Raw genomic sequence first — 24,066 nt, forward strand, 5'->3', positions numbered from 1 at the left:
TGAAGCGTGGCTGAACGCTCTGTGTGAGAGTCCGGCTCGCCTCGGCAAGGTCCTGGGCTGCCACAAGGGCAGCCCAGGGACAGGGTAGCGGATCCGGGCGGGGCTCCGCGGCTCAGTTCTTGGGGGATCGGGTGAGGTCTTGGTGCTGGATCCGCGGCTGGGCGCTGCTCGTCCTGGAGGTGCCGAGTGCGAGGCAGGCGGCCGCCATCGAGAGTGAGGCCAGGGCCGCGAAGAGGTGGGGGTAGCCGCCGAGCGGGCCCGCGAGGGCGGCTCCGGCCCAGGGGGCCAGGGCTCCCGCGATGTGGGCCGGGGCGCCGAGGAGTCCGGAGAGGCGGCCGTAGTGGGTGGTGCCCCAGCGGTCGGTGACCGCCGTGGCCTGGAGCAGGGTCAGGTTGCCGCGTACGACACCCGCCAGGACCGCGAGGGCGATCAGCAGGGGCATCGGGCCGGGCGCGAGGGCGAAGGCCGCGGTCGTCGCGCCGCCCAGGGCGATCAGGGTGACGGTGCGGGTGGCGACCGAGGTGGGCGCGGACAGGCCGGTGTACAGGGTGCGGCCGAGGGTCTGCCCGGCGCCCCCGAGTCCCAGTGCCCAGGCGGCGGTTGTGGCGCTGGCGTCGCGCTCGGTGAGGAGCGGGATGATGCCCATGACGACGGCGTACATGGCGAAGCCGGAGAGGGTGAAGGCGACGGCCAGGAGGAGGAAGGGCCGGCTGCGGGCGACGGGGGTGCGGTCGGTTGACGGCGGGGTGGGCGGTGCCGGGGGCCAGGGGGCGCGCAGGGCGAGGGCGTGGGCGGGGATGGTGACGGCGGCGAGGATCAGGGCAAGGGCGACGTAGGTGGCGCGCCAGCTGAGGTGTTCGGCCAGGGTCGCGGTCAGCGGCGCGAAGACGGTGGAGGCGAGTCCGCCCGCGAGGGTGACGACGGTCAGGGCGCGGATGCGGTCGGGGCCCCACCAGCGGGTGAGGGCGGCGAAGGCGGGCGGGTAGAAGGTGGCGGCCATGGTCAAGCCGGCCAGGACCCAACCCAGGGTGAACACGGCCAGGTTGGGGGCGGTCGCGATGGCGAGGAGTGCGATGGCGCCCAGCACGGAGCCCGCGGTCATCACGGCGCGCGGCCCTCGGCGGTCGAGGATCCGGCCGATGGGGATGCCGGCCAGCGCCGAGACGAGGAGCGCGAGGGAGAAGGCGGCTGTCGCGGCATTGGTGGACCAGCCGGTGTCGGCGGTCAGGCGTGGGAGGAGTACGGGGAAGGCGTAGTAGACGATGCCCCAGCTGGTGATCTGTGTGGCGCACAGGGCGGGCAGGGCGGCGCGCGGCCGCGACCGGACCCCCGTCCTGGTCGCGGCCGCGTCGGCCCGGGGGTGTGGCACGGAGGTCAGCAGCCGCCGGAGGGGGCCGGGGCGCCGATCGTGAGGGTGGCCGGGGCCGCGCAGCAGCCTCCGCCGCTGGTCTCCTCGGCCGCCGCGGGCTGGTCGAAGAGGCCGGCGCCGCCGCAGACTCCGGTTTCGGGGAGGGTGAGTTCGACGCGTTCGGCGGCCTCGTGGTCGCCTGCGAGGTGGGCGGCGATGGAGCGGACCTGCTCGTAGCCGGTCATGGCGAGGAAGGTCGGGGCGCGGCCGTAGGACTTCATGCCGACGAGGTAGACGTCCTTCTCCGGGTGGGAGAGCTCCTTCACGCCGTGGGGGTAGACCGTGCCGCAGGAGTGCTGGTTCGGGTCGATCAGCGGGGCCAGGCCGACGGGGGCCTGGAGGCGCTCGTCGAGGCCGAGGCGCAGCTCGTCGAGGAAGGTGAGGTCGGGGCGCAGGCCGGTGAGGACGATGACCTCGTCGACCGGGTCCAGGCGCCGGCCGTCCTCGGCGATCAGGACCAGCTGGTCGCCGGTCCTCTCGACGGCGGAGGTGCGGAAGCCCGTGACCGCGTCGGCGTGGCCGTCGTCGACGGCGGCCTTGGCGGCGAGGCCGAGGGCGCCGCGCGCGGGGAGCTGGTCGGCGCTGCCGCCGCCGAAGGTGGAACCGCTGATGCCGCGGCGCAGGATCCAGACGGAGTGGGTGCCGGAGGCCTCCTTGGAGAGGCCGGCCAGGTAGGCGAGGGCGGTGAAGGCGGAGGCTCCGGAGCCGATCACGGCGGTGCGCTTGCCGGCGTAGCGGGCGCGGACGGCCGGGTCCTTCAGGTCGGGGATCCGGTACGAGATCCGGTCGGCGGCGGCCTTCTCGCCGAGGGCGGGCAGTCCGTCGCCGCCGATGGGGCTGGGGGTGGACCAGGTGCCGGACGCGTCGATGACGGCGCGGGCGGTGAGACGTTCCTCGGTGCCGTCGGCGTTCAGGACGCTGACGGTGAAGGGCTGGGCCTCGCGGTCGGCGTCGACGATGCGGTCGCGGCCGAGGCGGGAGACGCCGGTGACGCGGGCGCCGTAGCGGACCTTGTCGCCGAGGACGTCGGCGAGGGGCTGGAGGTACCGCTCGGCCCAGTCCGCGCCGGAGGGGTAGGTCGCACGGTCAGGGGCGGTCCAGCCGGTGGGGGCGAGGAGCTTCTCGGCGGCCGGGTCGAGGAGCTCGGACCAGGTGGAGAAGAGCCGTACGTGGCCCCACTCGCGGACCGCGGCGCCGGCGGCGGGTCCGGCTTCCAGGACCAGGGGCTCGATGTAGCGCTCGAGCAGGTGGGAAGCCGCGGCGAGTCCGGCGGGGCCGGCACCGATGACGATGACGGGCAGGGCTTCGGTGGATGCGCTCACGGCGGGCTCCCGGTGTGATTGATTCGATGAACGTCGATGCCCTTCTGGACTCAGCATCCACCGTGTATCGACGTACGTCAACATAGACATCTGTCGAATTTGGAGGGAGGATTGCTTTCATGTCCTCCACGAAGCCGCTGCCGATGCTCGAAGGCGAAGCCGCGGCACCCTGTTGCCCGCCGCTGACCGAGCGCCCGCTGACGGCCGAAGAGGCCGAGCGGACCGCCCTGATGTTCAAGGCCCTCGGCGACCCGGTGCGGCTGCGGCTCTTCTCCGCGATCGCCTCGCACGAGGGCGGCGAGGCGTGCGTCTGCGACATCTCCGATGTGGGCGTCTCCCAGCCGACGGTGTCCCATCACCTGAAGAAGCTCCGGGAGGCGGGCCTGTTGTCCTCGGAGCGCCGTGGGACCTGGGTCTACTACCGGGTGGAGCCTTCCGTCATCGCGGCGATGAGTCAGATGCTGGGCCGCTCCGCCTGAGCCGCTTCGCCCGCGCCTGCGCGCGTGCCTGCTGGCGGCCTTCCGGCCCGCCCGTTCATCGACTATCGTCGATGAACGATGAACGAGACGACGAAACCCGGTCAAGGGCTGAGCCCCGAGGACGCGCAGACGTACTCAGGGTGGTTCAGGGCCCTCGCGGACCCCATGCGCGTACGACTGCTGAACCTGCTGGCGGAGGAGCGGCGCCCCCTGACGGTCGGGGAGATCACCGAGCGACTGCCCATCGGCCAGTCGACCGTGTCCCACCACCTCAAGCTGCTGGCCGAGGTGCGCTTCGTGCTGCCCGAGCGGCGGGGCACCTCCGTCAGCTACGAGGTCAACGACGCCTGCCTGGAGTGCTTCCCGGCAGCCGTGTCGGCGATCCTCGGGCGGCGGCCGTGAACATCTCTCCCATGGCACGGGATCACGCCGAAGAGGTCCTGGAGATCTACCGGGCCGGCATCGCAGGGGGCAACGCCACCTTCGAGACCGAGGCCCCCACCTGGGCCGAGTTCGACGCGGCGAAGCTGCCCGAGCACCGTTTCGCCGCGGTCGGCCAGGACGGGAAGCTGCTCGGCTGGGTCGCCGCCTCCAAGGTGTCCGACCGCTGCGCGTACGCGGGGGTCGTCGAACACTCCGTCTACGTCCACCCCGACGCCCGGGGTCGCGGCGTCGCCCGCGCCCTGCTCGACGCCCTGATCGCCTCGACCGAGGCGGCGGGCATCTGGACGATCCAGTCCGGGATCTTCCCCGAGAACACCGCGAGCCTGGCCCTGCACCAGCGCGCCGGCTTCCGCGTCATCGGCACCCGCGCCCGCATCGGCCGCCACCACGGCGTGTGGCGCGACGTCGTCCTGCTGGAACGCCGCAGCCCCACGATCGGCTGACCGCGCCAGCCTCACCGATCCCGGACCCGTTCCCGCGCCCTGGCGTGGCCCGCGCGCCGAACTCGAGCCCGACGCGCTTCAGCGCCTCAGCGGCTCCGAGATCTCACGGTCATGCGGAGGGTGACCCGCCGTCCGTCGTGCCGCGCATGAAGATGACCGCGACCAGGGCCAGGCCCACCACCGAGCCCACGAGCTGCACGCCCACGAAGGCCGGCACGGACGCGGGGGCGATGCCCGCGAAGGTGTCGGTGAAGGCGCGGCCGATGGTGACGGCGGGGTTGGCGAAGGAGGTGGAGGAGGTGAACCAGTACGCGGCGCCGATGTACGAGGCCACCGCGACGGGCGCGAAGCGCAGGCGGTCCGTCCGCGCCAGGCCGAAGATCAGCAGGATCAGCCCGGCGGTGGCCACGACCTCGCCGAGCAGCAGGTTCCCGGCGGAGCGGTCGTGCGTGGCCCACTTCACCAGGGGCTCGCCGAACATCGCGTCGGCCAGGATCGCGCCCGCGATGGCGCCGGCGATCTGGGCGGGTACGTAGACGGCCAGTTCGCGGGCGGTGACTCCGCCGCCGGTGCTGCGGGCCGTCCACCATTCGGCGAGGCTGACCACCGGGTTGAAGTGGGCGCCGGAGACCGGGCCGAGGAGGGCGATGAGGACGCCGAGGCCGAAGACGGTGGCGGTGGAGTTGGCCAGCAGTTGCAGGGCCACGTCCTGGGTGAGCTTCGTCGCCTGGATGCCGGACCCGACGACGACCGCGACCAGCGCGGCCGTCCCGACGAGTTCTGCGGCGGCGCGCGCCACCAGCGGGGCGGCGGGCGGGGTCGCGCCGGGTACGGGCCGGGGTGCGTCGACGGGTATCGCGGCGTCCACCGCGGGTGCGGCGGCGACGGGCTCGGTGACGGACAAGGCGGGTTCTCCTCGGGCAGGTGAGGGGGGATCCAAGCGGGCTACGGGCAGGACCGCTTGGTGTTCGCTTCGGAAGTGGCACGCGCGGCCTGCGCGAGGCCGGCGAACTGACCGGCGATGGCCTCGATGACTTCCGGGCGGAGTCTGTAGTAGATGAAGCGGCCGCACGGTTCGGTGTCCACGACCCCGGCCTCTCTGAGCACCTTCAGGTGGTTGGAGAGGTTGGTCTGCTTGGCGCCGGTCTCTTCCACGAGGTGCGTGGTGCACAGCGTCTCGCGGGAGAGCAGGGTCACGATCTGAAGCCTGAGGGGGTCTGCCAGGACTCGGATCAGTTCAGTGTCGACTGACGTCATCATGGACTGATACTTTCACATCGCCCGGGGCTGATGACGGTCCGGGCCGAGTCATGGCCGCCCGAGCGCGATCGACGGCCCCGTCGACCCTGCCGATGAAGGAAGAACCGATGCCCTCCACCCCGCTCGCGTCCGTGCTGTTCGTCTGCGTCCACAACGCGGGCCGCTCGCAGATGGCCGCCGGCTTCCTGCGTCACCTCGCGGGCGACCGGGTCGAGGTCCGTTCGGCCGGCTCCGTCCCCGGCGAGCGGATCAACCCCTCGGCCGTCGCCGCCATGGCCGAGCTGGGCATCGACATCTCCGGCCAGAAGCCGAAGGTCCTCACCCCCGAGGCCGCGCAGGCCTCGGACTACATCATCACGATGGGATGCGGCGACGCCTGCCCGTACTTCCCCGGCAAGACCTACCTCGACTGGCAGCTGGAAGACCCGGCCGGCCAGGGCGTGGAGGCCGTACGCCCCATCCGCGACGAGATCAAGGGCCTCATCGAGGGCCTCGTCGCCGAGATCGACGCCAAGACCGCGGAGAACCAGGAGAGCTGAGCGCATCGGGGCGACCGGCCCGACTCACCGGCACTCATCCACCCGGGCTGGTCCGCGGTGTGAGCCCGACCCCTGCCGTGGTCTGCCGGGTCCGCTGGACGCGCGGGGAGCGCAGCATGGCGGCGGACAGGTCTACGAGGTCTTCGGAGTCCTCGGTGGAGGTGATGGTCCAGCGTTGCTCCGGCGTGACGGCGGGCCGGGCGAGGCCCTTCTGGATGACGGCGTGGGCCAGGACGGAGGCGTCGGCCTCACTGCGGGCCCGGCGGCCCTCGGAGTGGTCGGCCAGGGCGAGGTCGTAGGTCTTCGTGCCGGTCGTGTGGTCGAACCACGGGGTCAGCCGCAGTACCGCGTCGAAGATGTCCGTCTCCCGCTGGATGAGCCGGCGTTCCACGGGTTTCCACCAGGGCATCGGCGGTGGACTCGTGGGCGGTATCTCGCGACGGATCTCGGACCAGAGGGGCCGCAGGCGGCGGAAGCGGTGAAGGGCCCGCCAGCGGGATTCGGCGCCTTGCCCGATGGCCGGGAGCAGGATGCCGATGCCCGTCATGCAGGAACCCACCCCCGCGAGGGGAGGGGCGATGTCGGTGCCGAGCCAGTCCCATCCGTCCGTACCCGCCCATCGGGCTCCGACGGCCAGGAGTTTGAGCAGGGCGTACGACAAGCCGAAGCCGAATGCGGCGACGAGGATGAGCAGTCCCGCGTAGGTCCAGGCATCGTGGACGTCTCGAAGCTCACGGGCCCACCGCCAGCACCTCGTCGCGACCACGAGGGTCGTGGCGAAGTGCGCGGTCAGGCTGAGCACGATCAACTCGCGCACGAAGGGGGTGTTCGCGTAGAAGGTGTCGAAGTCCCGGCGCCGCTCGATGGGCATGCTGCCGAGGTAGAAGAGGACGCAGAAGGTCACGATCAGTACGGCGGTCGCGGCGACCCAGATCCTGGTGCGTCTGCGCAGGACGTCTTCGGTATCCCCGCGCCAGTGGATGAGGAGCACGTTCGCAGCGCAGGACAGGCACGACAGAATGCAGCAGACGATGAGCACCGAGACGTTCGAGACACCGAAGAACCGGTTGACCCGCTCGATCGTCGGCGGAGCACCGAATACGAAACCCGCCGCCGGCGCCGCGAGGATCACCAGGATGGACTGGGCCATCGCCGAGTGCCGGTTGCGCCAGAACGAGGGAGCCTTCACCACCAGAGCTATGGCCAGGGCGCCGGCCGGAATGTAGTAGTCCGATCCGGTCATGCTCAGTACCCTCTGCCTCTGCCCATGCTCGACTGGATCCGCCCCGCCAGGCCGGTCGTCGGCACGGAGTCGCCGCCCTTCAGGCACTCCCGCACTCGGGCTCCCATCCGCAGCCCGAACTCCTCGGCGTCGCTCTCCTCTTGGGTGTCGATGTGGCTCCTCGCCGCCAGGGCGACGAGGTCGTCGCCCGCGAGTTCACCACCGAGCGAACGGGCGACGGCCGCGGCCACGTCGCTGGAGGCGCCGTGCGACAGACACTCTCCCATCAGGACGTGCCACATCTCGTGGGCGAAGATCACGAACTGGTGGAGCGTGGTCGTCTGGTTTTCGATGATGATGACGATCCGGTCGTCGAACCTCGCCGTGAGGCCACTGGCCGTGTCCACGGGAAACCTGCGGAAGTACAGGAGGACCGGCCGGAAGGGGGCTTTCCCGCGGTCGTCGTTGAAGCGTCGCTCCACATCGGCTCTCAGTACCTCGAACAGGCTGTCCGGGTCCGAGGGAATCGGCCTGTCGAGCCCCGCGAGAACCGCCTCGCAGAACTTCGCGATCTTCCGCGCGTTGGCGCGTCGTGCCCACTGGGCCCTCGGTGCGCCGAGCGCGCCCCGGTGGTGCGGCAGGCTGCCGAGAGTCGCGAGTACCCTCCGGCGGAAGTCGGCCGGCTGCCCCTCGTTCATCCGTGTGCCCCCACTGTGCTTTCCCCTTCGATGAGTGGTGGAGTCGCCCCCGCCCCGCCGCCATGTCCGGTGACCGACGTCAGATCAATTTCTGTGCTCGAACCGACTCTAGGGTCCTGCGGTCGCTCCCGGCGATCGTGGCCACGAGCGTCCGGAAGCAACTGGATTCCTAGAAATCGGTGTGGTCGCCCTGCTGGGGCTCCGCGCCGAACATGTCGGCCACCCAGCGCATGAGTTCGGCGTTCTGCGCGTCGCCCTCCACTCCGCGTGCCGCCATGGCGGTCAGGCCGATGCGTGCCGTACGCAGACTCGTCACGACGGCCGCCACTTCCGCGTCGCCGGTTTCGAAGAACATGGCCGGTACGTCGAGCGCGGCCGCCAGGGCCTCCAGAACCTCGGGGCCGGCGTGCGCAGGCCGGCCGAGGCGCAGGCTCGTCACGAGGGGGCCGTTCAGCACCGTCCGGCCCGTCCGGGCGTTGCCGAGTTCGGCGATCTCGGAATCGGTGGGGCGGTGCTGCTCGGTGGCGCCTTCGAGGAGGGCGGCGATCTTCTTGGCTATGCCGTACGGCCCCACGGGCTGGCGGAGCTCGGCCTGCGGGGGCTGAGCCGGAGTGGCGCGAGTCCGCGGGTCGTGGGCCTGCGGGACGTGGGTGCCCGGGCCGGGGGCCCACCCGGGCCCTGTCGCGGCGTCCTCGCCGAAGGAACGCTTCTCCGCCGCGAGGAGCTCTTCGACGCTGACGCCGTAGGCCTGGGCGAGTGGAGCGCGGTAGTGGGGGGCGAGTTTGCGCCGTCCGCCTTCGGCCGCGCGTACCGGGGACGCCGAGCCGGTCTGAGTGACGGCCGCGGTGTCCTTCTGCGTCATGCCCGCGTCGCATCGCAGGTCCGCGAGGGTCGGGAGGCCGGGCCGCGGGAACAGGTCGTCGACGCGCTCGCCCATCAGTGCCGCGAGTCGGGGCAGCTTCTCCGGTGGCGGGGTCGCGTCGCCGCTCTCGTAACGCGACACCACGGAAGGGTCCTTGACCCCGAGCGCCGCGGCCACCTGTGTCTGGGTCATGCCCTTCGCGACGCGCGCGCTGCGCAACCCGGAGGCGTCAAAGCGGCGTTCGGGCATCGGGACTCCACGGTGCGGGCGGGCGGTGGCTGCTTTTAGCCGCTTGATCGGATCGCCAGATACATATAACTTGCATTTGGCAACCCGAGGGGGGTACATCCGAGGTGGGTTCAACCCGCCTCGGATGCCCTCCACGCTACCAAGCACGCCTGTCGATCAGTCCGTCAATCGTCCGAAGGGACGTTGCGCATCCCATCTCGGGAGGGGCTCGCGGCAGCCGGGCCGCCCGCGGCGAGAACATCCGCGGCACGTTGGGCGGGATGTCCCGCGTCCAGACCTGTCTCCTCGCGGCGCACCACCGCGTTCGAGGGGCGTCACCGCGTCAGGAAGCGGTCCCGCAGCGCTGCCGCCGTGGCCGGCGTGATGCCGACCTCGTCCGCGAGGTAGGAGTCGACCGAGCCGTAACGGGTGGCGAGACCGGCCAGGGTCAGGCGCAGGATCTCGGCGGGCGCGCGGCCGTACGAGGGCCAGCGCATCGTGCGGCCCGGGTGGGCGGTGTGCCAGTCGGCCGTCAGCCGGGCGGTGGCCAGCTCGGTCAGGGCGAAGTCCGCGAGGATCTGCTCCTCGTCCACGCCGAGGAGGGTCAGGACGAGCGCCGCGATCAGGCCGGTGCGGTCCTTGCCGGAGGCGCAGTGGAAGACCGCCGGGCCCGGGCCCTCGGCGAGCAGCTCGATCGCGGCGCGGATCTCCGCCACCCCGTCCTCGGCGACTTCGGCGAACCGGTCCGCGAGGAACCGCCACGGGTCGGTGTCCGGGTCGATCTCCGCCTGGTCGTACGGCCGGTGCTCGATGCTGAGGTTGGCGTACGTGAACCGCTCGGGCTCCGGTATCCGGCCCTTCGCCTCGATCTCCCAGGGGTAGCGCAGGTCGATGACCGTCCGCACGCCGAGGCCCAGGAACCGGTCCCAGTCGGCGCCCGCGAGCTTCCCGAGCGAGTCCGCCCGGTAGAGGGCTCCCCAGGCGACGGTGGAGCCGTCCTGCGCCCGATAGCCCCCCAGATCACGGAAGTTGTGCAGTCGCTCGAACTCGATGTGACGGTTCATGCGCGGATCCCCCTCGATGGCGTACCGATGATCTTCCTGCGCTCGAGAGGCTACTGCGGGCGGGGCTCAGCCCATCTGCAGGGCCGCGGCGAAGTCCATCTTGTCCTCCAGCCGGCTCAGGTTGCGTCCCGTCAGCGCCTCGATGCGGCTGATCCGGTAGCGCAGCGAGTTCACGTGCAGGTGCAGCGCCTCTCCGCAGCGCGCCCAGGAACCGTCGTGTTCCAGGAAGGACCGCAGGGTGGGTACCAGGTCGGAGCCGTAGCGCCGGTCGTAGTCGGTCAGCGGTGCCAGCAGCCGGCGGCTGAACTCCCGCCGGACCTCGGCCGGGATCAGCGGCAGCAGCGCCATGACGTGCGCGGCGAGATCGTCCGGCCCGGAGGCGGCGACCGGCTGCGAAGGGGCCGCGACCTGACGGGCGTTACGGGCCTGCGCGAGCGCGTGCCGCAGTTCCGCGGCCCCGCCCACCGGGTCGCTGACGCCGAAGGCCAGCCGCTCCCCGGCCCGCAGCCCGCGGGGCAGCGAGCCGCCGGCGACCCGCTCGACCGCGTCGGGTGTCAGGCGCGCGTCCTCCCCGACGAGGACGAAGGCCACGGCCTCGGCCCCGTCAACGGCCCCGGCCCCGTCCCCGTCCTCGACCGCCGTGACCGCCATCCTCGGTCCGGCGTCCGGCCCCAGGCAGCGCGGATGCAGCAGGACCTCCTCCAGCAGGCCGCGCGCGGACGCCGCCACGGGCAACCCGTGCGCGCCCTTCGCCTCCAGCCGGGCCGATACGGCCTGCCAGCACAGCCGGCCTTCCGGACCGGCGGCCTCCGAGGCCCCGGCGGCCCCCGCCGTGAGCCGGGCCGCCGCCTCCTCTTCCTCGAAGAGCGACGGCCCGCCCTCCCGGGCGGCGGCCGAGCCGACCAGCGCGAGCAGCCGTTCGGCGGCGCGCCGCCGCACCGTGCGGTCGGTGTCGCGGCCGCCGCGCTCCACCGCGACCAGCCGCGCGAGCCGGTCCAGCAGGTCGACGCGTTCCTCGTTCCAGTCGGCGCTGTCGGCCTCGACGGCGATCAGCCAGTCGGTCAGCGCCGCACGGGGAGCGGAGTCCCCTTCACCGGCCCCGGAGCGGACCGGGAACAGGGAGAAGGCCGTCCCGCGCGCGACCGTACGGTGCGGGGCCCGCTCGCCCGCCCGTTCGGCGGCCAGGAACCGCCCGGCCAGCGCCGAGGCGGTCTTCTCCGGCAGCGAGGGATGCGCGCCCGCGATCTGCCGCCCGGTCGGGGAGAGGATGTGCGCGCGCAGATCCAGCTCGGCCAGCAGCAGTTCGAGGAGGGCTTCGGATCCCGCCCCGGCCTGTCTCTGGGTGCTGAAGCGCCGGTGCCGGTCCACGAGCGCGGCGAGCCCGCCGATCCGCTCCTCGGTCCTGCCGCGCGCCACGTACTCGGTGACCGAGGTGAACGGCACCTCCACGCCCACCGCGAGCAGCGGCAGCCCGTGCCGGGCGCAGGCCTCCACCAGATCGTCCGGAACGTGCCCGAGCCGCGCCTCGCCCGCGCCCAGCGCCACGGCCCCCGCCTGCACGAGCACCCGGACGAACGCGTCGGACCGGTCGGCCGCCGCGTCCAGGTCGGCGCCGGAAGCGGCAGCGGCCTCCGGGTCCCGCTCGGCTCCCGGGTCCTGCTCGGTTCCCACGTCCAGGCCGTGCCAGGCCAGTCCGGACAGCACCAGGTCCCCGGGGGACACGAAGCGCCCGGGGTCGGGCAGATCGATGGTCACCGTTCCGAGGACGGGCCGGTCGAGGTCCCGCTCGCCGCCGGGCAGGCGCAGCAGGCGGAGCGGACACAGGTCCGCAGGTGCCTGGGTCTCATCGGACGACAGCAGATCACGCAGCCTCATGGCCCCACTTTGCCATGTGCCGCCGGGTTGCCGATCGCGACGTATCCCCGCTGAACCGCAGGTCAGGCCTTTACGTTGGGGTAATTCCACGGAAATCGGGGTGAGTCCGAGCGCGCCGGTTCGTGGGATCGGTGACTTCCCGGCACCCCGCCCGGGGGAGCGCCCCGCCCGCACGGCGCGGTACGGACGATCGGCGTCCCAGCTGGTGCCGATCGGCCCTCATCGCGGCCGCCCGCCGGTGACTTCGGCATCTGGGGCGGACTCACCGGACACGAGCGCCGTGCCCGCAGGCGGTACGGCCGCCCCTGCGACGGCTGACGCAGGCTGACGCAGGCCGACGGCGGCTGACGGCCGCCGGGCTTAGAGGCTTAGAGGCCTAGAGGCCCATGGGAGCGTGCAGTTCGACGAGGATCTCCACCTCGACGGGGGAGTCCAGCGGCAGCACGCTCACGCCGACCGCGCTGCGGGCGTGGATGCCCGCGTCGCCGAAGGCGGTGCCCAGCAGCTCGCTCGCGCCGTTGAGTACGCCGGGCTGTCCCGTGAAGTGCGGATCGCTGGCGACGAAGCCGACCACCTTGACCACGCGCTTCACGGCGGACAGGTCCCCGGCGACGGAGGTGATGGCGGCCAGCGCGTTCAGCGCGCACTGCTGCGCCAGTTCCCTCGCCTGCTCCGGGGTGACCTCGGCGCCGACCTTCCCGGTGAGGGGGAGTGCGCCGTCGACCATCGGGAGCTGGCCGGAGGAGTACACGTAGTGCCCGCTCCGTACGGCGGGGACGTAGACGGCGACCGGCGAGGGCGTCGGCGGGAGCTTGAGACCGGCGGCGGCGAGGCGCTCTTCGGGGGTGCTGGTCACGGGCGGATCTCCTTGGGGTCGCCGGCGGGGGAGGAGTGGCCCGGCCGGGGGAAGAGGATGACCGGCTTGATCATGCCGGGCTCCTTGGCGGCGAGCCGCCCGAAGGCCTCCCCGACACGGTCGAACGGGAACTCGTGCGTGGTGATCACCGTCGGGTCCACCAGCCCGTCCCCGATCAGGTGCAGCGCCCGCGCGAGCCGCGCCCCGCTGCTCTGCGGCGGCCGGCAGCGGGCGTACGTGATCTTCCCGCCCCCGGAGAGCCCCCCGCGGGCGGCCCGCGCGGCGGCGGGCGCGGCCGTCGCCATGATGGCGCGGTCGGCGCCGGAGCCGCCGGTCAGTTCCAGGATCCGCTCGCTGGTGTCCTCGTAGGCCGGGTCGATCACCACGTCGGCCCCGAACCGCAGGGCGAGGCGCTGGCGCTTCATCTCCGGTTCCACGGCGATGACGCGGGCCCCGCGCAGCCGGCCGGCCGCGATGGTCGCGCTGAGCCCGACCGCGCCCTGGCCGAAGACGACGACGCTCCCGCCCGGGGGCGGCCCGGACTCCTCGGCGGCGGCGAAGCCGGTGGGGAGCGCGCCCGCCGCGTAGAGGGCCTGGTGGTCGGAGATGGTGTCGGGGAGCGCGACCAGCCCGGCCCCGGCCGCGGGGGCGCGGAAGAACTCGGCGAGCCGCCCGTGGCCCTCGACGCCGACGCGCCGGCCCACGTAGGACGGGCACACCCCGGGGCCGACGGCCTCGACGACGCCGACGGCCTCGTGCCCGAGCCCGGCGGGCGCACCGGCGGCGGTGTGCCCGTCCCAGGCGCAGATGAGCGCTGCCGTGGTGCGTACGAGGACCTCGCCCGCCCGCGGGTGGGGGACGGGCCGTTCCAGCACGGAGGGCGGCTCGCCGGTACGGCGCAGCGCGAAGGCCTTCACGAGTCTCCTTACTACGTCGTCACACGGCTATTTCCCAACCATGCGGGTACGGATCCGGTCCGGCGGGGGGCCGTAGGTCGGAACCTGGCGGGCCGACCGTCAGCACTTGCTCAAGGCCGGGTGACCCTGACCTGGTAGCTGCCGTTGCGCAGTTCGCCCACGACCGAGACGCTGATGCCCGACTTCTCGTCGGTGAAGGTCTCGCCCGGCCGGAACGGCGCGTCCGAGAGCTCCGCGTGCACGTTGGAGCGCCGGGTGCAGCCGCCGCTCGCGCCGGAGCTGTCGGAGACGGTGACGGGCCCGCGGCCGGTGTCGACATCGGAGTCCACCTTGTAGATGAGCACGCCGGGCTTGCAGACGGCCTCGTCGTTCCCGGCGCGGGTGCGCACCTCCACGGCGTACCCGGCGCTCTCGGAGACGGGGACGAAGGCCAGCTTGGTGCCGCCCTCCACGGCCAGCGGGCTCAGCACGTGGTCGCTGACCCCGGACTTCCCGGCGCAGCTGATCTGGTTGCTGTCGAGCCAGCCCAGCTTCCACTTGTGCCAGCCGAGCAGGTCGTTGTTGGCGCCCCAGTCCTCGCTCATGATGTCCCAGTGGCCCACCGTGCCGCCGCCGTCGGCGGTGTAGAGGTCGGGCAGGCCGAAGACGTGGCCGTTCTCGTGGGGGAGCACGCGGTAGCCGGTCTCCCGGTAGGAGCCGGAGCCGTCGTCCTGGCGGCTGTAGACGAAGGACGTGTTGGCGAGCGGGACGCCGTCGGCCATCGGGGCCTCGCCGTTGCCGGAGAAGGTGACGGAGAGGACGGTGTCGAGGGCGGAGGGGCCGGCGTTCGGAGTGACGAGGATGTTTATCAGGTCGTACCGGGAGAAATCGACCTCGGCGTCGGAGGCCTTGACGATGTGCTCGACGAGCTGGCGGTAGCCGGGCTCGTACGCGGAACCCCGCTCGATCCCGTACGCCGCGAACGGCATCGGCATCCGCAGCCAGTTCTTTATCGGCGCCTCGGCCCGGTAGGTCAGCCGCCCGTAGGAGCTGATGCGAAACCAGTCGGACGTCTGCGGGAAGAACTCCGCCATCCGGTCGGCCGCCGTGCCCTCGCCCTTGGCGTCGGGGAAGTCGATCATCAGGTTCAGCGCCCGGACCTCGCCGGTCGAGCGCGAGTACCCCGGAGCCGTCGGCAGTCCCTCCGACATCTGCACGCCCATCGCGCCGGCGATCCGGCAGGGCGCGAGCATCGATTCGGCGCTGGTCGCGCCCACCGGCCCGGCCGCCGAATGGCTGCGGCTGGATATGCCCGCGCTCGCCGTAGCCGTGATGCCGAGGGCCAGCGCGGTGATGCCGATGTAGACGCTGGTGCGGCTTGGCTTGCGTATCCGGTGGCGCGTCTGCGACATGGAGATCGGCCTTCGGGTCCGCGGCAGCCGGCCGGGTCCGGACTGCGCTCTGTGGGCTCACCCTCCGACGGCTGGCGCGGGCTCGCGCGCCGGAGGAGGCCAAACGGGAACGGAGACCCTGGAGTCGTGTGACCCAGGTCACACGGGAGAGTGAAATAAGCGGGGACCCTCTCCCCGTTTGAACCAGAGTCCCCATGAACCGGGGATCCGCTCCCCGTTTCGGGGATCGGGCAACCCACCCGTAATCGCCTGTAAGCACCCGTAAGCACCCGTCACCGGAAGTGCCCGTCACCCGCCAGGGAGCCGTCCATGAAGAGCCCCGCCACCACCGATCCGGCGGCCCTGCCCGTACCGGGCCCGGAGGCCGACCTCGACCTCACGGCTCCGGCCGCGGGTGCCCGGGGCGCCTCCGGCGCGGGTGCGGGCGTGGGCATGGGGGCGGGCGTGGGCGTGGGCGGGGGCGCGTGTGCGGTCGTGGGCGCGGCCGCGGGCAAGGTCAAGGCGGCGGTCAAGGCGGCGGGCAAGCGCGCCCGCACCTCCGCGGACGGGGTCCCGCGTCCGCGCGCCGACGCCGTCCGCAACCGCGAGCGCATCCTGACCGCCGCCCGGGACGTGCTCGTGGAGTTCGGCCCCGCCGCGCCCCTCGACGAGATCGCCCGCCGGGCCGGCGTGGGCAACGCCACGCTCTACCGGCACTTCCCCGACCGCCCGGCCCTGATCCACCACGTCGTGCTCTTCGGCCTGGACCGGGTGACCGCCCTGGCCGTCGACTCGCTCGCCCAGGAGCCGGACGCCTTCGCCGCGCTGCGCCGGTTCACGCACGCGGCGGCGGACGAGCGGATCGGCGCCCTGTGCCCGGTGCTCTCCAGCGAGTTCGACCACGACCACCCCGAACTGGTCGCCTCCCGCGAGACCTTGGAGGAGTCGATCGAGGCCCTGCTGGCCGCCGGTCGCGCCTCCGGGCTGCTGCGCTCCGACGTCGGCGTCGGCGACCTGATGATCGCGCTGTCGCAGCTCAGCCGCCCCCTCCCGGGCACCGCCTGCTTCGACGCGGACGTCTTCGTCCACCGTCATCTGCAGCTGTTCCTCGACGGGTTGATGGCCCCCGCCCGCTCCGAACTGCCGGGCTCGGCGATCACCCTGGCGGACCTGAGGCGGAAAACCATGTGACGCCCCCAGGTCGCGCCCTCTAGCGTCGTAAATCAACCCTGATCGTCTTATTTCAGTCATCTCGCACCATGAAGTGGGTACCCCCATGTCAAAAACAGCCGCGAACCCGCAGCTGACCGGCGCAGACCCCAGTCGCTGGAAGGCCCTGGTCTTCATCGCGCTGGCGCAGCTGATGGTCGTCCTCGACGCCACCATCGTGAACATCGCCCTGCCGTCCGCCCAGACCGACCTCGGCATCTCGGACGGCAACCGCCAGTGGGTCATCACCGCGTACGCGCTGGCCTTTGGCGGGCTGCTCCTCTTCGGCGGCCGCATCGCCGACAAGTGGGGACGCAAGAACGCCTTCATAGTCGGCCTGACCGGCTTCGCCCTGGCCTCCGCGCTGGGCGGCGCCGCCCAGGGTGAGGCCATGATGCTGGGCGCCCGCGCCCTCCAGGGCGCCTTCGGCGCACTGCTCGCGCCCGCCGCGCTCTCGCTGCTGGCCGTCATGTTCACCGACGCCAAGGAGCGCGCCAAGGCCTTCGGCATCTACGGTGCGATCGCCGGTGGCGGTGGCGCCGTGGGCCTGATCCTCGGCGGTGTCCTCACCGAGTACCTGAACTGGCGCTGGACCTTCTTCGTCAACATCCCGTTCGCGATCGTCGCCGCCGTCGGCGCCTGGATGATCATCCGCGAGCCGGCCGGCGGCCGTAACCGCGCCCCGCTCGACATCCCCGGCGTCCTGCTCTCCACGACCGGCCTGGTCGCCCTCGTCTACGGATTCACCCGCGCCGAGTCGGCCGGCTGGTCGGACGGCCTCACCGTGGGCATGTTCGTCGCCTCGGTCGTGCTGCTCGCCTCGTTCGTCTTCGTCGAGTCCCGTACGAAGAACCCGCTGCTCCCGCTGCGCGTCCTGCTGGAGCGCAACCGCGGCGGCGTCTACCTCTCGCTGGGCCTCGCCGTCATCTCGATGTTCGGCCTGTTCCTCTTCCTCACCTACTACCTGCAGGTCGTCAAGGGCTTCTCGCCCGTCACGACCGGCTTCGCCTTCCTCCCGATGATCGTGGGCATGATCACCGGCTCCACGCAGATCGGCGCCCGCCTGATGACGCGGGTCCCGCCGCGCCTGCTGATGGGCCCCGGCTTCATGGTCGCCGCCGCCGGCATGCTGCTGCTGACGCAGCTCGAGGTCGGCTCCTCCTACCCGGCGCTGATCCTGCCGGCGCAGCTGCTGCTCGGCCTCGGCATGGGTACGGCCTTCATGCCCGCCATGTCCCTGGCCACGTACGGGGTCAACCCGGCCGACGCCGGTGTCGCCTCCGCGATGGTCAACACCTCGCAGCAGGTGGGTGGCGCGATCGGCACCGCCCTGCTGAACACGATCGCCGCCTCCGCGACGACCGCGTACCTGACCGACCACGCGGCCGCGGCCGCGGCGGGCGGCCCGGCGGCGCAGCTGATCCAGGCCCAGGCCATGGTGGAGGGCTACTCCTCCGCGATCTGGTGGGCGGTCGGCATCCTGGTCGCCAGCTCGCTCATCGCCCTGACCCTCATCACCACGGGCAAGCCGGGCGCGGGCGACCCGCTCGCCGAGGGCGCGGACGCCGACATGAAGATCCCGGTGATCGCGCACTGACCCGCCCGGGCCCCGCTCGGGGGTGCGTGAGGGAATGACTGATGACCCCGCATCGTTCAAATTTGAACGATGCGGGGTTAGTCTGTTCGTGGCGCCCCGCCGCGACGATTCCTGGAGCTCCCGATGACCGTGCCGATGCCGACGCCCGAAGCCGTCACCCCCACCCGGATGCCGGCGCTGTACCTGAGCCACGGAGCCCCGCCGCTCGCGGACGACCCGGTCTGGCCCGGTGAACTGGCCGCCTGGTCGGCGGACCTGCCCCGCCCCCGGGCGATCCTGATGGTCTCCGCCCACTGGGAAGAGGCCCCGCTCGCCCTCGGCGCCACCGAGCCGGTCCCGCTCGTCTACGACTTCTGGGGCTTCCCCGAGCACTACTACCAGGTCCGCTACGACGCTCCGGGCGCCCCCGAGCTGGCCGCGGCGGTCCGGGGGCTCCTCAAGGCCCCGGGCACGCCCGTCCAGGACATCCCCGACCGCGGCCTGGACCACGGCGCGTACGTCCCGCTGGTGGAGATGTTCCCCGGAGCCGACATACCGGTGCTCCAGATATCGATGCCCACCCTCGATCCGCGCCGCCTGATGGAGATCGGCCGCAAGCTGGCCCCCCTGCGCGACGAAGGCGTCCTCATCGTGGGCAGCGGCTTCTTCACCCACAACCTGGCCGCCCTGCGCCACACCGGCCCCGGCGTCCCGTCGTGGTCCGCCGAATTCGACGCCTGGGGCCACGAGGCACTGGCCGCCTCCGACATCGACGCCCTGCTGGACTTCGAGGCCAAGTCCCCGGCCGGCCGCCTGGCCCACCCCCGTACGGAACACTTCGCCCCGCTGTTCGTCACCCTGGGCGCCGCGGAATCCGACCTCGCGGCGGCGTCTACCCCCGTCTCGGGCTTCTGGATGGGCCTCTCGAAGCGCTCCCTGCAATTTGGCTGACCCCGAGCAGCGGCTCTGGTGCCCCAGCGGCTCCGCGTACGCGCCGGAGTCGCTGGTCCTCGCCGTCCGCGAAGGCCTCGACGGCCCCCCGGCCTACCTCCCCGCACCCCGCCCGGCGGCCGAAGCCCTGGCCGAGCTCGCCGACGGGGTGGAACCGCGCCGCCTGCTGCGCCTGGCCTCCCACTGCGTCCCGCACTGCCTCAACCGCGCGGGCGACACCTGCACCCTGGCCACCCGCCTGACGGCGACCGCGAGCCCCCGGGCCGGATCCCCGCTCCCGCCCTGCCACCTCCGGCCGGCCTGCAAGTGGTGGACCCAGTCGGGCCCACCGGCCTGCCGCGCCTGCCCGCAGGTCGCTACCCGCCGCTCCGCCCCGGACCGGTGACGTCCTCCCCGATGGTGAACCCCTTGGCGGGGCCGGTCGGGATCGAGATCGGGGTGCCGTATGCCGTCCGCGACTCGTCTTCGTAGACGGCCTTCTCGGGGTCGGGTGAGGTCAGCACGGTGACGGTGCCACCGGCGTCGAAGTCGTCGATCAGGACGTACACGGGAACGGCCGCCCGGGCGTAATCGCGCCGCTTGCGCGTCCGGTCGCGCGTGATGTTGTCGCTTCCGGGGGAGACGACCTCGACGATCATCGCTACGGCCGAGGCGTCGACCCCGAGACCGTCCTCGGTGACGTGTCCCTCGGTGTCCTCCAGTACGACGAACAGATCGGGAATCCACACCTTGCGTTGGTGGACGACGTTCATGTCCTGGCGAGCGGCGAACTCGCCGCCGGCGAGGAACACGACGAGCTGATCCCTCAAGCGATTGACGGTACGGCCGTGCGAATAGCGACCCGTGGGTGACACCTCGATGAACCCCTCGACGATCTCGGCGTGGTAGCCCTCGGGGAGTTCCATGGCTTTCCATGCCTGCCACAGGACGTCGTCAAGGTCCGACGGGGGAGTCGCGACCTTCGGCATTACGGCCTCCAGCGTCTCGTGGGCGAGAGCGGTCATGTGCAGCACCTCCTCTGAGTGTGGGCGCCGCCGGCCGGACGGCACAAGCGACTCTCCGATGCTCGGGGCGCTGCCGCTCATGCCGGAGGAATATGCCATCGGTTCACTCGGACGAGTAGGCCCCCGCCGACCGAGGCAACCAGAAGCCGGTGGGGACCGTCTCTCGGGGTACAAGCGCAGTCGGGGACGGCGCTGCCGCAGGGGAGAAACCGCCCGTGTCAAGTGTGACGGTGGTCTCACCGCTGCCCCGCGCGGACGGGCCCGCCGCCCCCTGGGGTCGGCCGTAATCCCCGCCCTGACCTGCGGATCTTCGGGTCCGTCGGCATCGCTCATCCCCTCGAGCCGGGGGGTGGCGGGGCAGGATACTGCAAGATCTCGAAAAACAGGGAGCGACGTGGGAATTCTGTCCCGATTCCAGTCGTTGTTTCCTTCGGAAGCGGGCACTCGGGAGAGTGTCACCGCACCACCGCGACCGAACTCATCGCAAGGGAGCACGCATGGCAACCCGCGCCGTCGCCCGTCGTCAGTCCACGAGCAGCGCTCGTGCCGTGGGCGGGGAGATCGCAGACCGCGACCTGGTCGGCATGTACCTGGACGAGATCGCGCGCACCCCGCTGCTCGACGCGGCCAAGGAAGTCGAGCTCTCGCAGATCATCGAGGCGGGCGTGTACGCCCAGCAGATCCTCGACGGCGCGATAGAGCGCAAGGGCAAGCAGCCCTCCCGGGACGAGCTCGAAGCCCTGGCCGCCGAGGGCGAGCGTGCCAAAGAAGTCTTCATCCGCTCGAACCTCCGCCTGGTCGTCGCCGTGGCCCGCCGCTACCCGCGCAGCGGCCTTCCCCTCCTCGATCTCATCCAGGAGGGCAACGCCGGCCTGGTCCGCGCCGTGGAGAAGTTCGACTACGCCAAGGGCTTCAAGTTCTCCACGTACGCCACGTGGTGGATCCGCCAGGCGATCACCCGCTCCATCGCCGACCAGTCCCGCACCATCCGGCTCCCCGTCCACCTGGTGGAGGAGCTCGGCAGGATCCGCCGAGTGCAGCGCGAGTTCAACCGCGAGAACGGCCGTGACCCGGAGCACGCGGAGATCGCCGCCGAGCTGGACACCACGGAGAAGCGCGTCGGAGACGTCCTGGACTGGGCGCGCGACCCGGTCAGCCTGAACATGGGCGTGGACGAGGACGGCGACACGCAGTTCGGCGACCTGCTCGAAGACACTTCGGCGATTTCCCCCGAGCAGTCCGTCCTCTCCCTGCTGCGCAGCGAGGAGCTGGAGGACCTGCTGGGCAAGCTGGACCAGCGAACCGCGTCGATCATCAAGATGCGTTACGGCATTGACGACGGTCGAGAGCGTACGCTGACAGAAGTGGGCAAGCAGCACGGCCTGACCCGCGAGCGGATCCGTCAGATCGAGAAGCACGCGCTGCTCGAACTGAAGAAGATGGCCCGCGACACCGGCTTCGACGCGGTGGCCTGACCGGCCCCAGACGAAGCCCCCCATACGAGCCCCCGGCGCCTATCCCCCCCAGGCGCCGGGGGCTCCCCTTTGCCCCCTACGGCCCCGCCGCTTTGCCCCTACGGCCCCGCCGCCTCCGCCAGCCGCGCACCCAGCACCCGAGCCGCCTCCACCAGGAACTCGGGCCCGTGCACGACGAACGGCACCCCGGCCAAGGCCAACCGCGCCACCAGCCACTCCGGCGAATCCGCCGACTCGAACCGCACCCGCACCCCGGCGCCCTCCCCGGCGCCGCCCCCCGCCGGCGCGACCACGTACTCCCGTGCCCACTTCGGCAGCTCCGCCGCCTCCGCGAAGGTGACATCGACCAGGTAGGTCGACTCCCTGCCGCGCAACCCCCGCCGCACGAACTCCACCGCATCCATCGGCAGCTCCCGCGGAGCGAACCGCACTCCCGTCGCACCGGGCTCGCTCAACCGGTCCACGCGGAACGTCCGCCAGTCCTCGCGCTCCATGTCGTAGGCCACGAGGTACCACCGGCTCCCGGTGCTGACCAGCCGGTACGGCTCCACCAGCCGCCGTGAGGCCACCCCGTCCCGGGCCCGGTAGGCGAACCGCAGCCGCTCCGGCCCCGCCACCGCCGAGGCGATCGCCGTCAGCGTCCGCGGATCCACGCTCGCCCCGTCGCCCCGGGCCACCGCGACCGTCGCCGACTGCAGCGCGCTCACCCGCCGCCGGAGCCGCCCCGGCAGGACCTGCTCCAGTTTCGCGAGGGCCCGTACGGAGGCCTCCTCCACGCCTTCGATCGCATGCCCGGCCCCCGCCCGCAGCCCCACCGCGATGGCGACGGCCTCCTCGTCGTCCAGGACGAGCGGCGGCATCGCGGCGCCCGCCACCAGCCGGTACCCGCCCTCCGCGCCGAGCGTGGCCTCCACGGGGTATCCGAGCTCCCGCAACCGGTCGATGTCGCGCCGGATCGTACGGGCGCTCACCCGCAGCCGCTCGGCCAGCTCGCTCCCGGGCCACTCGCGCGGGGTCTGGAGCAGGGAGAGCAGGGAGAGCAGACGGGCCGGGGTGTCGGTCATGGTTCAAAGATGCCAGCCAAATAGGACACCAACTGACCTAGATGCCGTCTAGGTTTCTCCTCATGAGCACCGAGACGACCCAGTCATCGCCCGAAGGAAAGAACGGGCCCGTACAAGAAGAGCGGACCGACCCTCCCGTAGAGACCACCTCGATCAGCAAGTCCGGCGAGGCCGGCGACTCCGGCCGCGCCGGAGGCCCGGGCACGGCCGGCGACGAGTCCGCGGCCCCCGCCGACCGCCGCCGCTGGATCGCGCTCGCCATCGTGATGACCGCGGCCTTCATGGACCTGGTCGACGTCACGATCGTCAACATCGCGATACCCCGGATGCGCGAGGACCTCGGCGCCTCCACCAGCGCCATCCAGTGGATCACCGCGGGCTACGCGCTCGCCTTCGCCGCCGGCCTGATCACGGGCGGCCGTCTCGGTGACATCTACGGCCGCAAGCGCCTCTTCCTCATCGGCATATCCGGCTTCACCGCGGCTTCGCTGCTCTGCGGCCTCTCGCCCAGCCCCGACGTGCTCGTCGCCTCCCGCATCCTCCAGGGCGGCATGGCGGCCATGATGGTCCCGCAGGTGCTCGCGATCATCCACGTCACCTTCCCGCCGCACGAGCGCGGCAAGGTCTTCGGCCTGTTCGGTGCGATCATCGGCCTCGGCGCCGTCTCGGGCCCGATGCTCGGCGCCCTGCTCACCGAGTGGAACATCGCCGGTCTCGAATGGCGCCCGATCTTCCTGATCAACCTGCCCGTCGGCATCGCCGGCGTGATCCTGGGCCGCAAGTTCATCGCCGAGTCCAAGGCCCCCAAGGCGCTGCGCCTGGACCTGGTCGGCGTCGTGCTCGCCACCCTGGCCCTGGTCATGCTGATCTTCCCGCTCACCCACGGCCGCGAGAACGACTGGCCCGTGTGGGGCTTCGTCTGCATGGTCGCCTCGCCGGTGGTCTTCATCGCCTTCATCGCCTACGAGAAGTACAAGATCCGCAAAGACGGCTCCCCGCTCGTCGAGCTCTCCCTCTTCAAGGTCAAGAGCTTCGCGGGCGGCATCGCCGTCCAGCTGACCTTCGGCATCGCGACCGGCATCTTCTTCCTGGTCTGGACGCTCTACATGCAGATGGGCCTCGGCTGGAGCGCCCTGAAGGCGGGCTCCACCGGCATCCCGTTCTCGATCGCCGTCTCGGCCGCCGCGGGCGTGTCCGTACAGAAGCTCGTACCGCGCTTCGGCCGCAAGGTGCTCCAGGCCGGCGCGCTGGTCATGGCCGCGGGCGTCCTCCTCTACATCTGGGAGTCCGACCGCTACGGCATGGCCATCACCTCCTGGCAGATGGCCGCTCCGCTGATCGTCATGGGCATCGGCATGGGCCTGATCATCGCCCCGCTGACCGACACCGTGCTCTCCGAGGTGCCGCGCGAGCACGCCGGCTCGGCGTCCGGCCTGATCAACACCACCGGCCAGATGGGCAACGCGCTGGGCCTCGGCCTCACCTCCGTCGTCTACTTCGGGTTCATCGAGGACGACGGGGTCTTCGGGCCGCCCTACGTCGACGCGTTCCACCACGCCATGTGGTGGGTCGCGGCCGTCCTGGTCGTGATCTTCTCGGTGATGTTCATGCTGCCGCGCAAGGCCGTCCCCATCGCCGAGCGCGAAGGCGGCACGGAGTACGCGGGCTAGTCCGCACACCTCCGCGCTTCTCCTGACGGGCATGTCCGCTTCTGTTGGCGGGCATGCCCGTTTGTTTTGTTTTCAGGCGCAAACGGGCGTACGATCCTAAGGAACCCACAGAGTCGGGCATCGAACGGAT

The 24,066-nt window shown here is 71.8% G+C and carries 24 protein-coding genes; 10 read left to right on the top strand and 14 right to left on the bottom strand.

Annotated features, from left to right (window positions below):
* Positions 1–112: 112 nt before the first annotated feature.
* Together OG730_RS24480 and OG730_RS24485 are read right to left on the bottom strand one after the other, a co-directional pair.
* A complete protein-coding gene (locus OG730_RS24480) occupies positions 113–1,378 on the bottom strand; it encodes an MFS transporter (protein ID WP_442815208.1) in 1,266 nt (421 codons plus the stop codon).
* The gene (locus tag OG730_RS24485) at positions 1,375–2,730 is read right to left on the bottom strand and encodes an NAD(P)-binding domain-containing protein (protein WP_327306259.1); all 1,356 of its coding nucleotides are present in this window, start codon (positions 2,728–2,730) and stop codon (positions 1,375–1,377) included. The genes OG730_RS24480 and OG730_RS24485 overlap by 4 nt, the downstream gene beginning before the upstream one ends.
* 119 nt (positions 2,731–2,849) lie before the next feature.
* Between OG730_RS24485 and OG730_RS24490 the strand changes: the two genes are divergently transcribed.
* The 3 genes from OG730_RS24490 (at position 2,850) to OG730_RS24500 (ending at position 4,096) form a co-directional block, all read left to right on the top strand.
* Positions 2,850–3,209, top strand: a complete 360-nt coding sequence (locus OG730_RS24490; RefSeq protein ID WP_327306260.1) for an ArsR/SmtB family transcription factor — start codon at positions 2,850–2,852, stop codon at positions 3,207–3,209.
* A gap of 78 nt (positions 3,210–3,287) precedes the next feature.
* Positions 3,288–3,611 carry an ArsR/SmtB family transcription factor gene (locus OG730_RS24495; protein ID WP_327306261.1) on the top strand — a complete coding sequence of 108 codons (324 nt, stop codon included), beginning with the start codon at positions 3,288–3,290 and terminating at the stop codon, positions 3,609–3,611.
* Between the two features lie 11 nt (positions 3,612–3,622).
* Positions 3,623–4,096 (top strand): GNAT family N-acetyltransferase, encoded by a 474-nt coding sequence (locus OG730_RS24500; protein ID WP_327306262.1) that lies wholly within the window; start codon positions 3,623–3,625, stop codon positions 4,094–4,096.
* 109 nt (positions 4,097–4,205) lie between these two features.
* Here the strand turns inward: OG730_RS24500 and OG730_RS24505 are convergent, their stop codons facing one another.
* Both OG730_RS24505 and OG730_RS24510 read right to left on the bottom strand, forming a co-directional pair.
* On the bottom strand, positions 4,206–5,000 hold the full coding sequence (locus tag OG730_RS24505; RefSeq protein ID WP_327306263.1) for an aquaporin: 795 nt from the start codon (positions 4,998–5,000) through the stop codon (positions 4,206–4,208).
* Between the two features lie 41 nt (positions 5,001–5,041).
* A complete protein-coding gene (locus OG730_RS24510; protein WP_327306264.1) occupies positions 5,042–5,356 on the bottom strand; it encodes an ArsR/SmtB family transcription factor in 315 nt (104 codons plus the stop codon).
* Positions 5,357–5,463: 107 nt separating this feature from the next.
* Between OG730_RS24510 and OG730_RS24515 the strand changes: the two genes are divergently transcribed.
* A complete protein-coding gene (locus OG730_RS24515) occupies positions 5,464–5,895 on the top strand; it encodes an arsenate reductase ArsC (RefSeq protein WP_327306265.1) in 432 nt (143 codons plus the stop codon).
* A gap of 34 nt (positions 5,896–5,929) precedes the next feature.
* On the opposite strand, the gene OG730_RS24520 is transcribed toward OG730_RS24515, so the two are convergent.
* From OG730_RS24520 to OG730_RS24555, 8 genes are all read right to left on the bottom strand, one after another.
* Positions 5,930–7,138 carry an MAB_1171c family putative transporter gene (locus tag OG730_RS24520; RefSeq protein ID WP_327306266.1) on the bottom strand — a complete coding sequence of 403 codons (1,209 nt, stop codon included), beginning with the start codon at positions 7,136–7,138 and terminating at the stop codon, positions 5,930–5,932.
* Between the two features lie 2 nt (positions 7,139–7,140).
* Complete coding sequence (locus OG730_RS24525; protein WP_327306267.1) at positions 7,141–7,815, bottom strand: hypothetical protein; 675 nt, start codon at positions 7,813–7,815, stop codon at positions 7,141–7,143.
* A 169-nt stretch (positions 7,816–7,984) separates the two neighbouring features.
* A complete protein-coding gene (locus OG730_RS24530) occupies positions 7,985–8,926 on the bottom strand; it encodes a helix-turn-helix domain-containing protein (protein WP_327306268.1) in 942 nt (313 codons plus the stop codon).
* Between the two features lie 314 nt (positions 8,927–9,240).
* Entirely contained in the window at positions 9,241–9,969 is a 729-nt protein-coding gene (locus OG730_RS24535; RefSeq protein WP_327306269.1) for a tyrosine-protein phosphatase, read from the bottom strand.
* A 66-nt stretch (positions 9,970–10,035) separates the two neighbouring features.
* Positions 10,036–11,844 (bottom strand): PucR family transcriptional regulator, encoded by a 1,809-nt coding sequence (locus tag OG730_RS24540; protein WP_327306270.1) that lies wholly within the window; start codon positions 11,842–11,844, stop codon positions 10,036–10,038.
* A 376-nt stretch (positions 11,845–12,220) separates the two neighbouring features.
* A complete protein-coding gene (locus tag OG730_RS24545; protein WP_327306271.1) occupies positions 12,221–12,700 on the bottom strand; it encodes a RidA family protein in 480 nt (159 codons plus the stop codon).
* Positions 12,697–13,617 carry a zinc-binding dehydrogenase gene (locus OG730_RS24550; protein ID WP_327306272.1) on the bottom strand — a complete coding sequence of 307 codons (921 nt, stop codon included), beginning with the start codon at positions 13,615–13,617 and terminating at the stop codon, positions 12,697–12,699. Before OG730_RS24550 ends, OG730_RS24545 begins: the two co-directional genes overlap by 4 nt.
* Positions 13,618–13,727: 110 nt before the next feature.
* Positions 13,728–15,008, bottom strand: a complete 1,281-nt coding sequence (locus tag OG730_RS24555; RefSeq protein WP_327306273.1) for a M6 family metalloprotease domain-containing protein — start codon at positions 15,006–15,008, stop codon at positions 13,728–13,730.
* Between the two features lie 432 nt (positions 15,009–15,440).
* Between OG730_RS24555 and OG730_RS24560 the strand changes: the two genes are divergently transcribed.
* The 4 genes from OG730_RS24560 (at position 15,441) to OG730_RS24575 (ending at position 19,108) form a co-directional block, all read left to right on the top strand.
* A complete protein-coding gene (locus OG730_RS24560; RefSeq protein ID WP_442815209.1) occupies positions 15,441–16,178 on the top strand; it encodes a TetR/AcrR family transcriptional regulator in 738 nt (245 codons plus the stop codon).
* 85 nt (positions 16,179–16,263) lie between these two features.
* A complete protein-coding gene (locus tag OG730_RS24565; protein WP_327306274.1) occupies positions 16,264–17,793 on the top strand; it encodes an MFS transporter in 1,530 nt (509 codons plus the stop codon).
* Between the two features lie 123 nt (positions 17,794–17,916).
* On the top strand, positions 17,917–18,723 hold the full coding sequence (locus OG730_RS24570; RefSeq protein ID WP_327306275.1) for a dioxygenase family protein: 807 nt from the start codon (positions 17,917–17,919) through the stop codon (positions 18,721–18,723).
* Complete coding sequence (locus OG730_RS24575; RefSeq protein WP_327306276.1) at positions 18,716–19,108, top strand: hypothetical protein; 393 nt, start codon at positions 18,716–18,718, stop codon at positions 19,106–19,108. The genes OG730_RS24570 and OG730_RS24575 overlap by 8 nt, the downstream gene beginning before the upstream one ends.
* On the opposite strand, the gene OG730_RS24580 is transcribed toward OG730_RS24575, so the two are convergent.
* A complete protein-coding gene (locus OG730_RS24580; RefSeq protein WP_327306277.1) occupies positions 19,080–19,727 on the bottom strand; it encodes a Uma2 family endonuclease in 648 nt (215 codons plus the stop codon). The two genes, OG730_RS24575 and OG730_RS24580, sit on opposite strands and share 29 nt — an antisense overlap.
* Positions 19,728–20,224: 497 nt before the next feature.
* On the opposite strand from OG730_RS24580, the gene OG730_RS24585 reads away from it, so the two are divergent.
* Complete coding sequence (locus OG730_RS24585; RefSeq protein WP_327306278.1) at positions 20,225–21,202, top strand: sigma-70 family RNA polymerase sigma factor; 978 nt, start codon at positions 20,225–20,227, stop codon at positions 21,200–21,202.
* A 98-nt stretch (positions 21,203–21,300) separates the two neighbouring features.
* On the opposite strand, the gene OG730_RS24590 is transcribed toward OG730_RS24585, so the two are convergent.
* Complete coding sequence (locus tag OG730_RS24590) at positions 21,301–22,266, bottom strand: helix-turn-helix transcriptional regulator (protein ID WP_327306279.1); 966 nt, start codon at positions 22,264–22,266, stop codon at positions 21,301–21,303.
* A 266-nt stretch (positions 22,267–22,532) separates the two neighbouring features.
* On the opposite strand from OG730_RS24590, the gene OG730_RS24595 reads away from it, so the two are divergent.
* On the top strand, positions 22,533–23,936 hold the full coding sequence (locus OG730_RS24595) for an MFS transporter (protein WP_327309393.1): 1,404 nt from the start codon (positions 22,533–22,535) through the stop codon (positions 23,934–23,936).
* The last annotated feature ends 130 nt before the right edge of the window (positions 23,937–24,066 follow it).

The sequence above is a fragment of the Streptomyces sp. NBC_01298 genome (genome assembly GCF_035978755.1).
Taxonomy (GTDB): Bacteria; Actinomycetota; Actinomycetes; order Streptomycetales; family Streptomycetaceae; genus Streptomyces.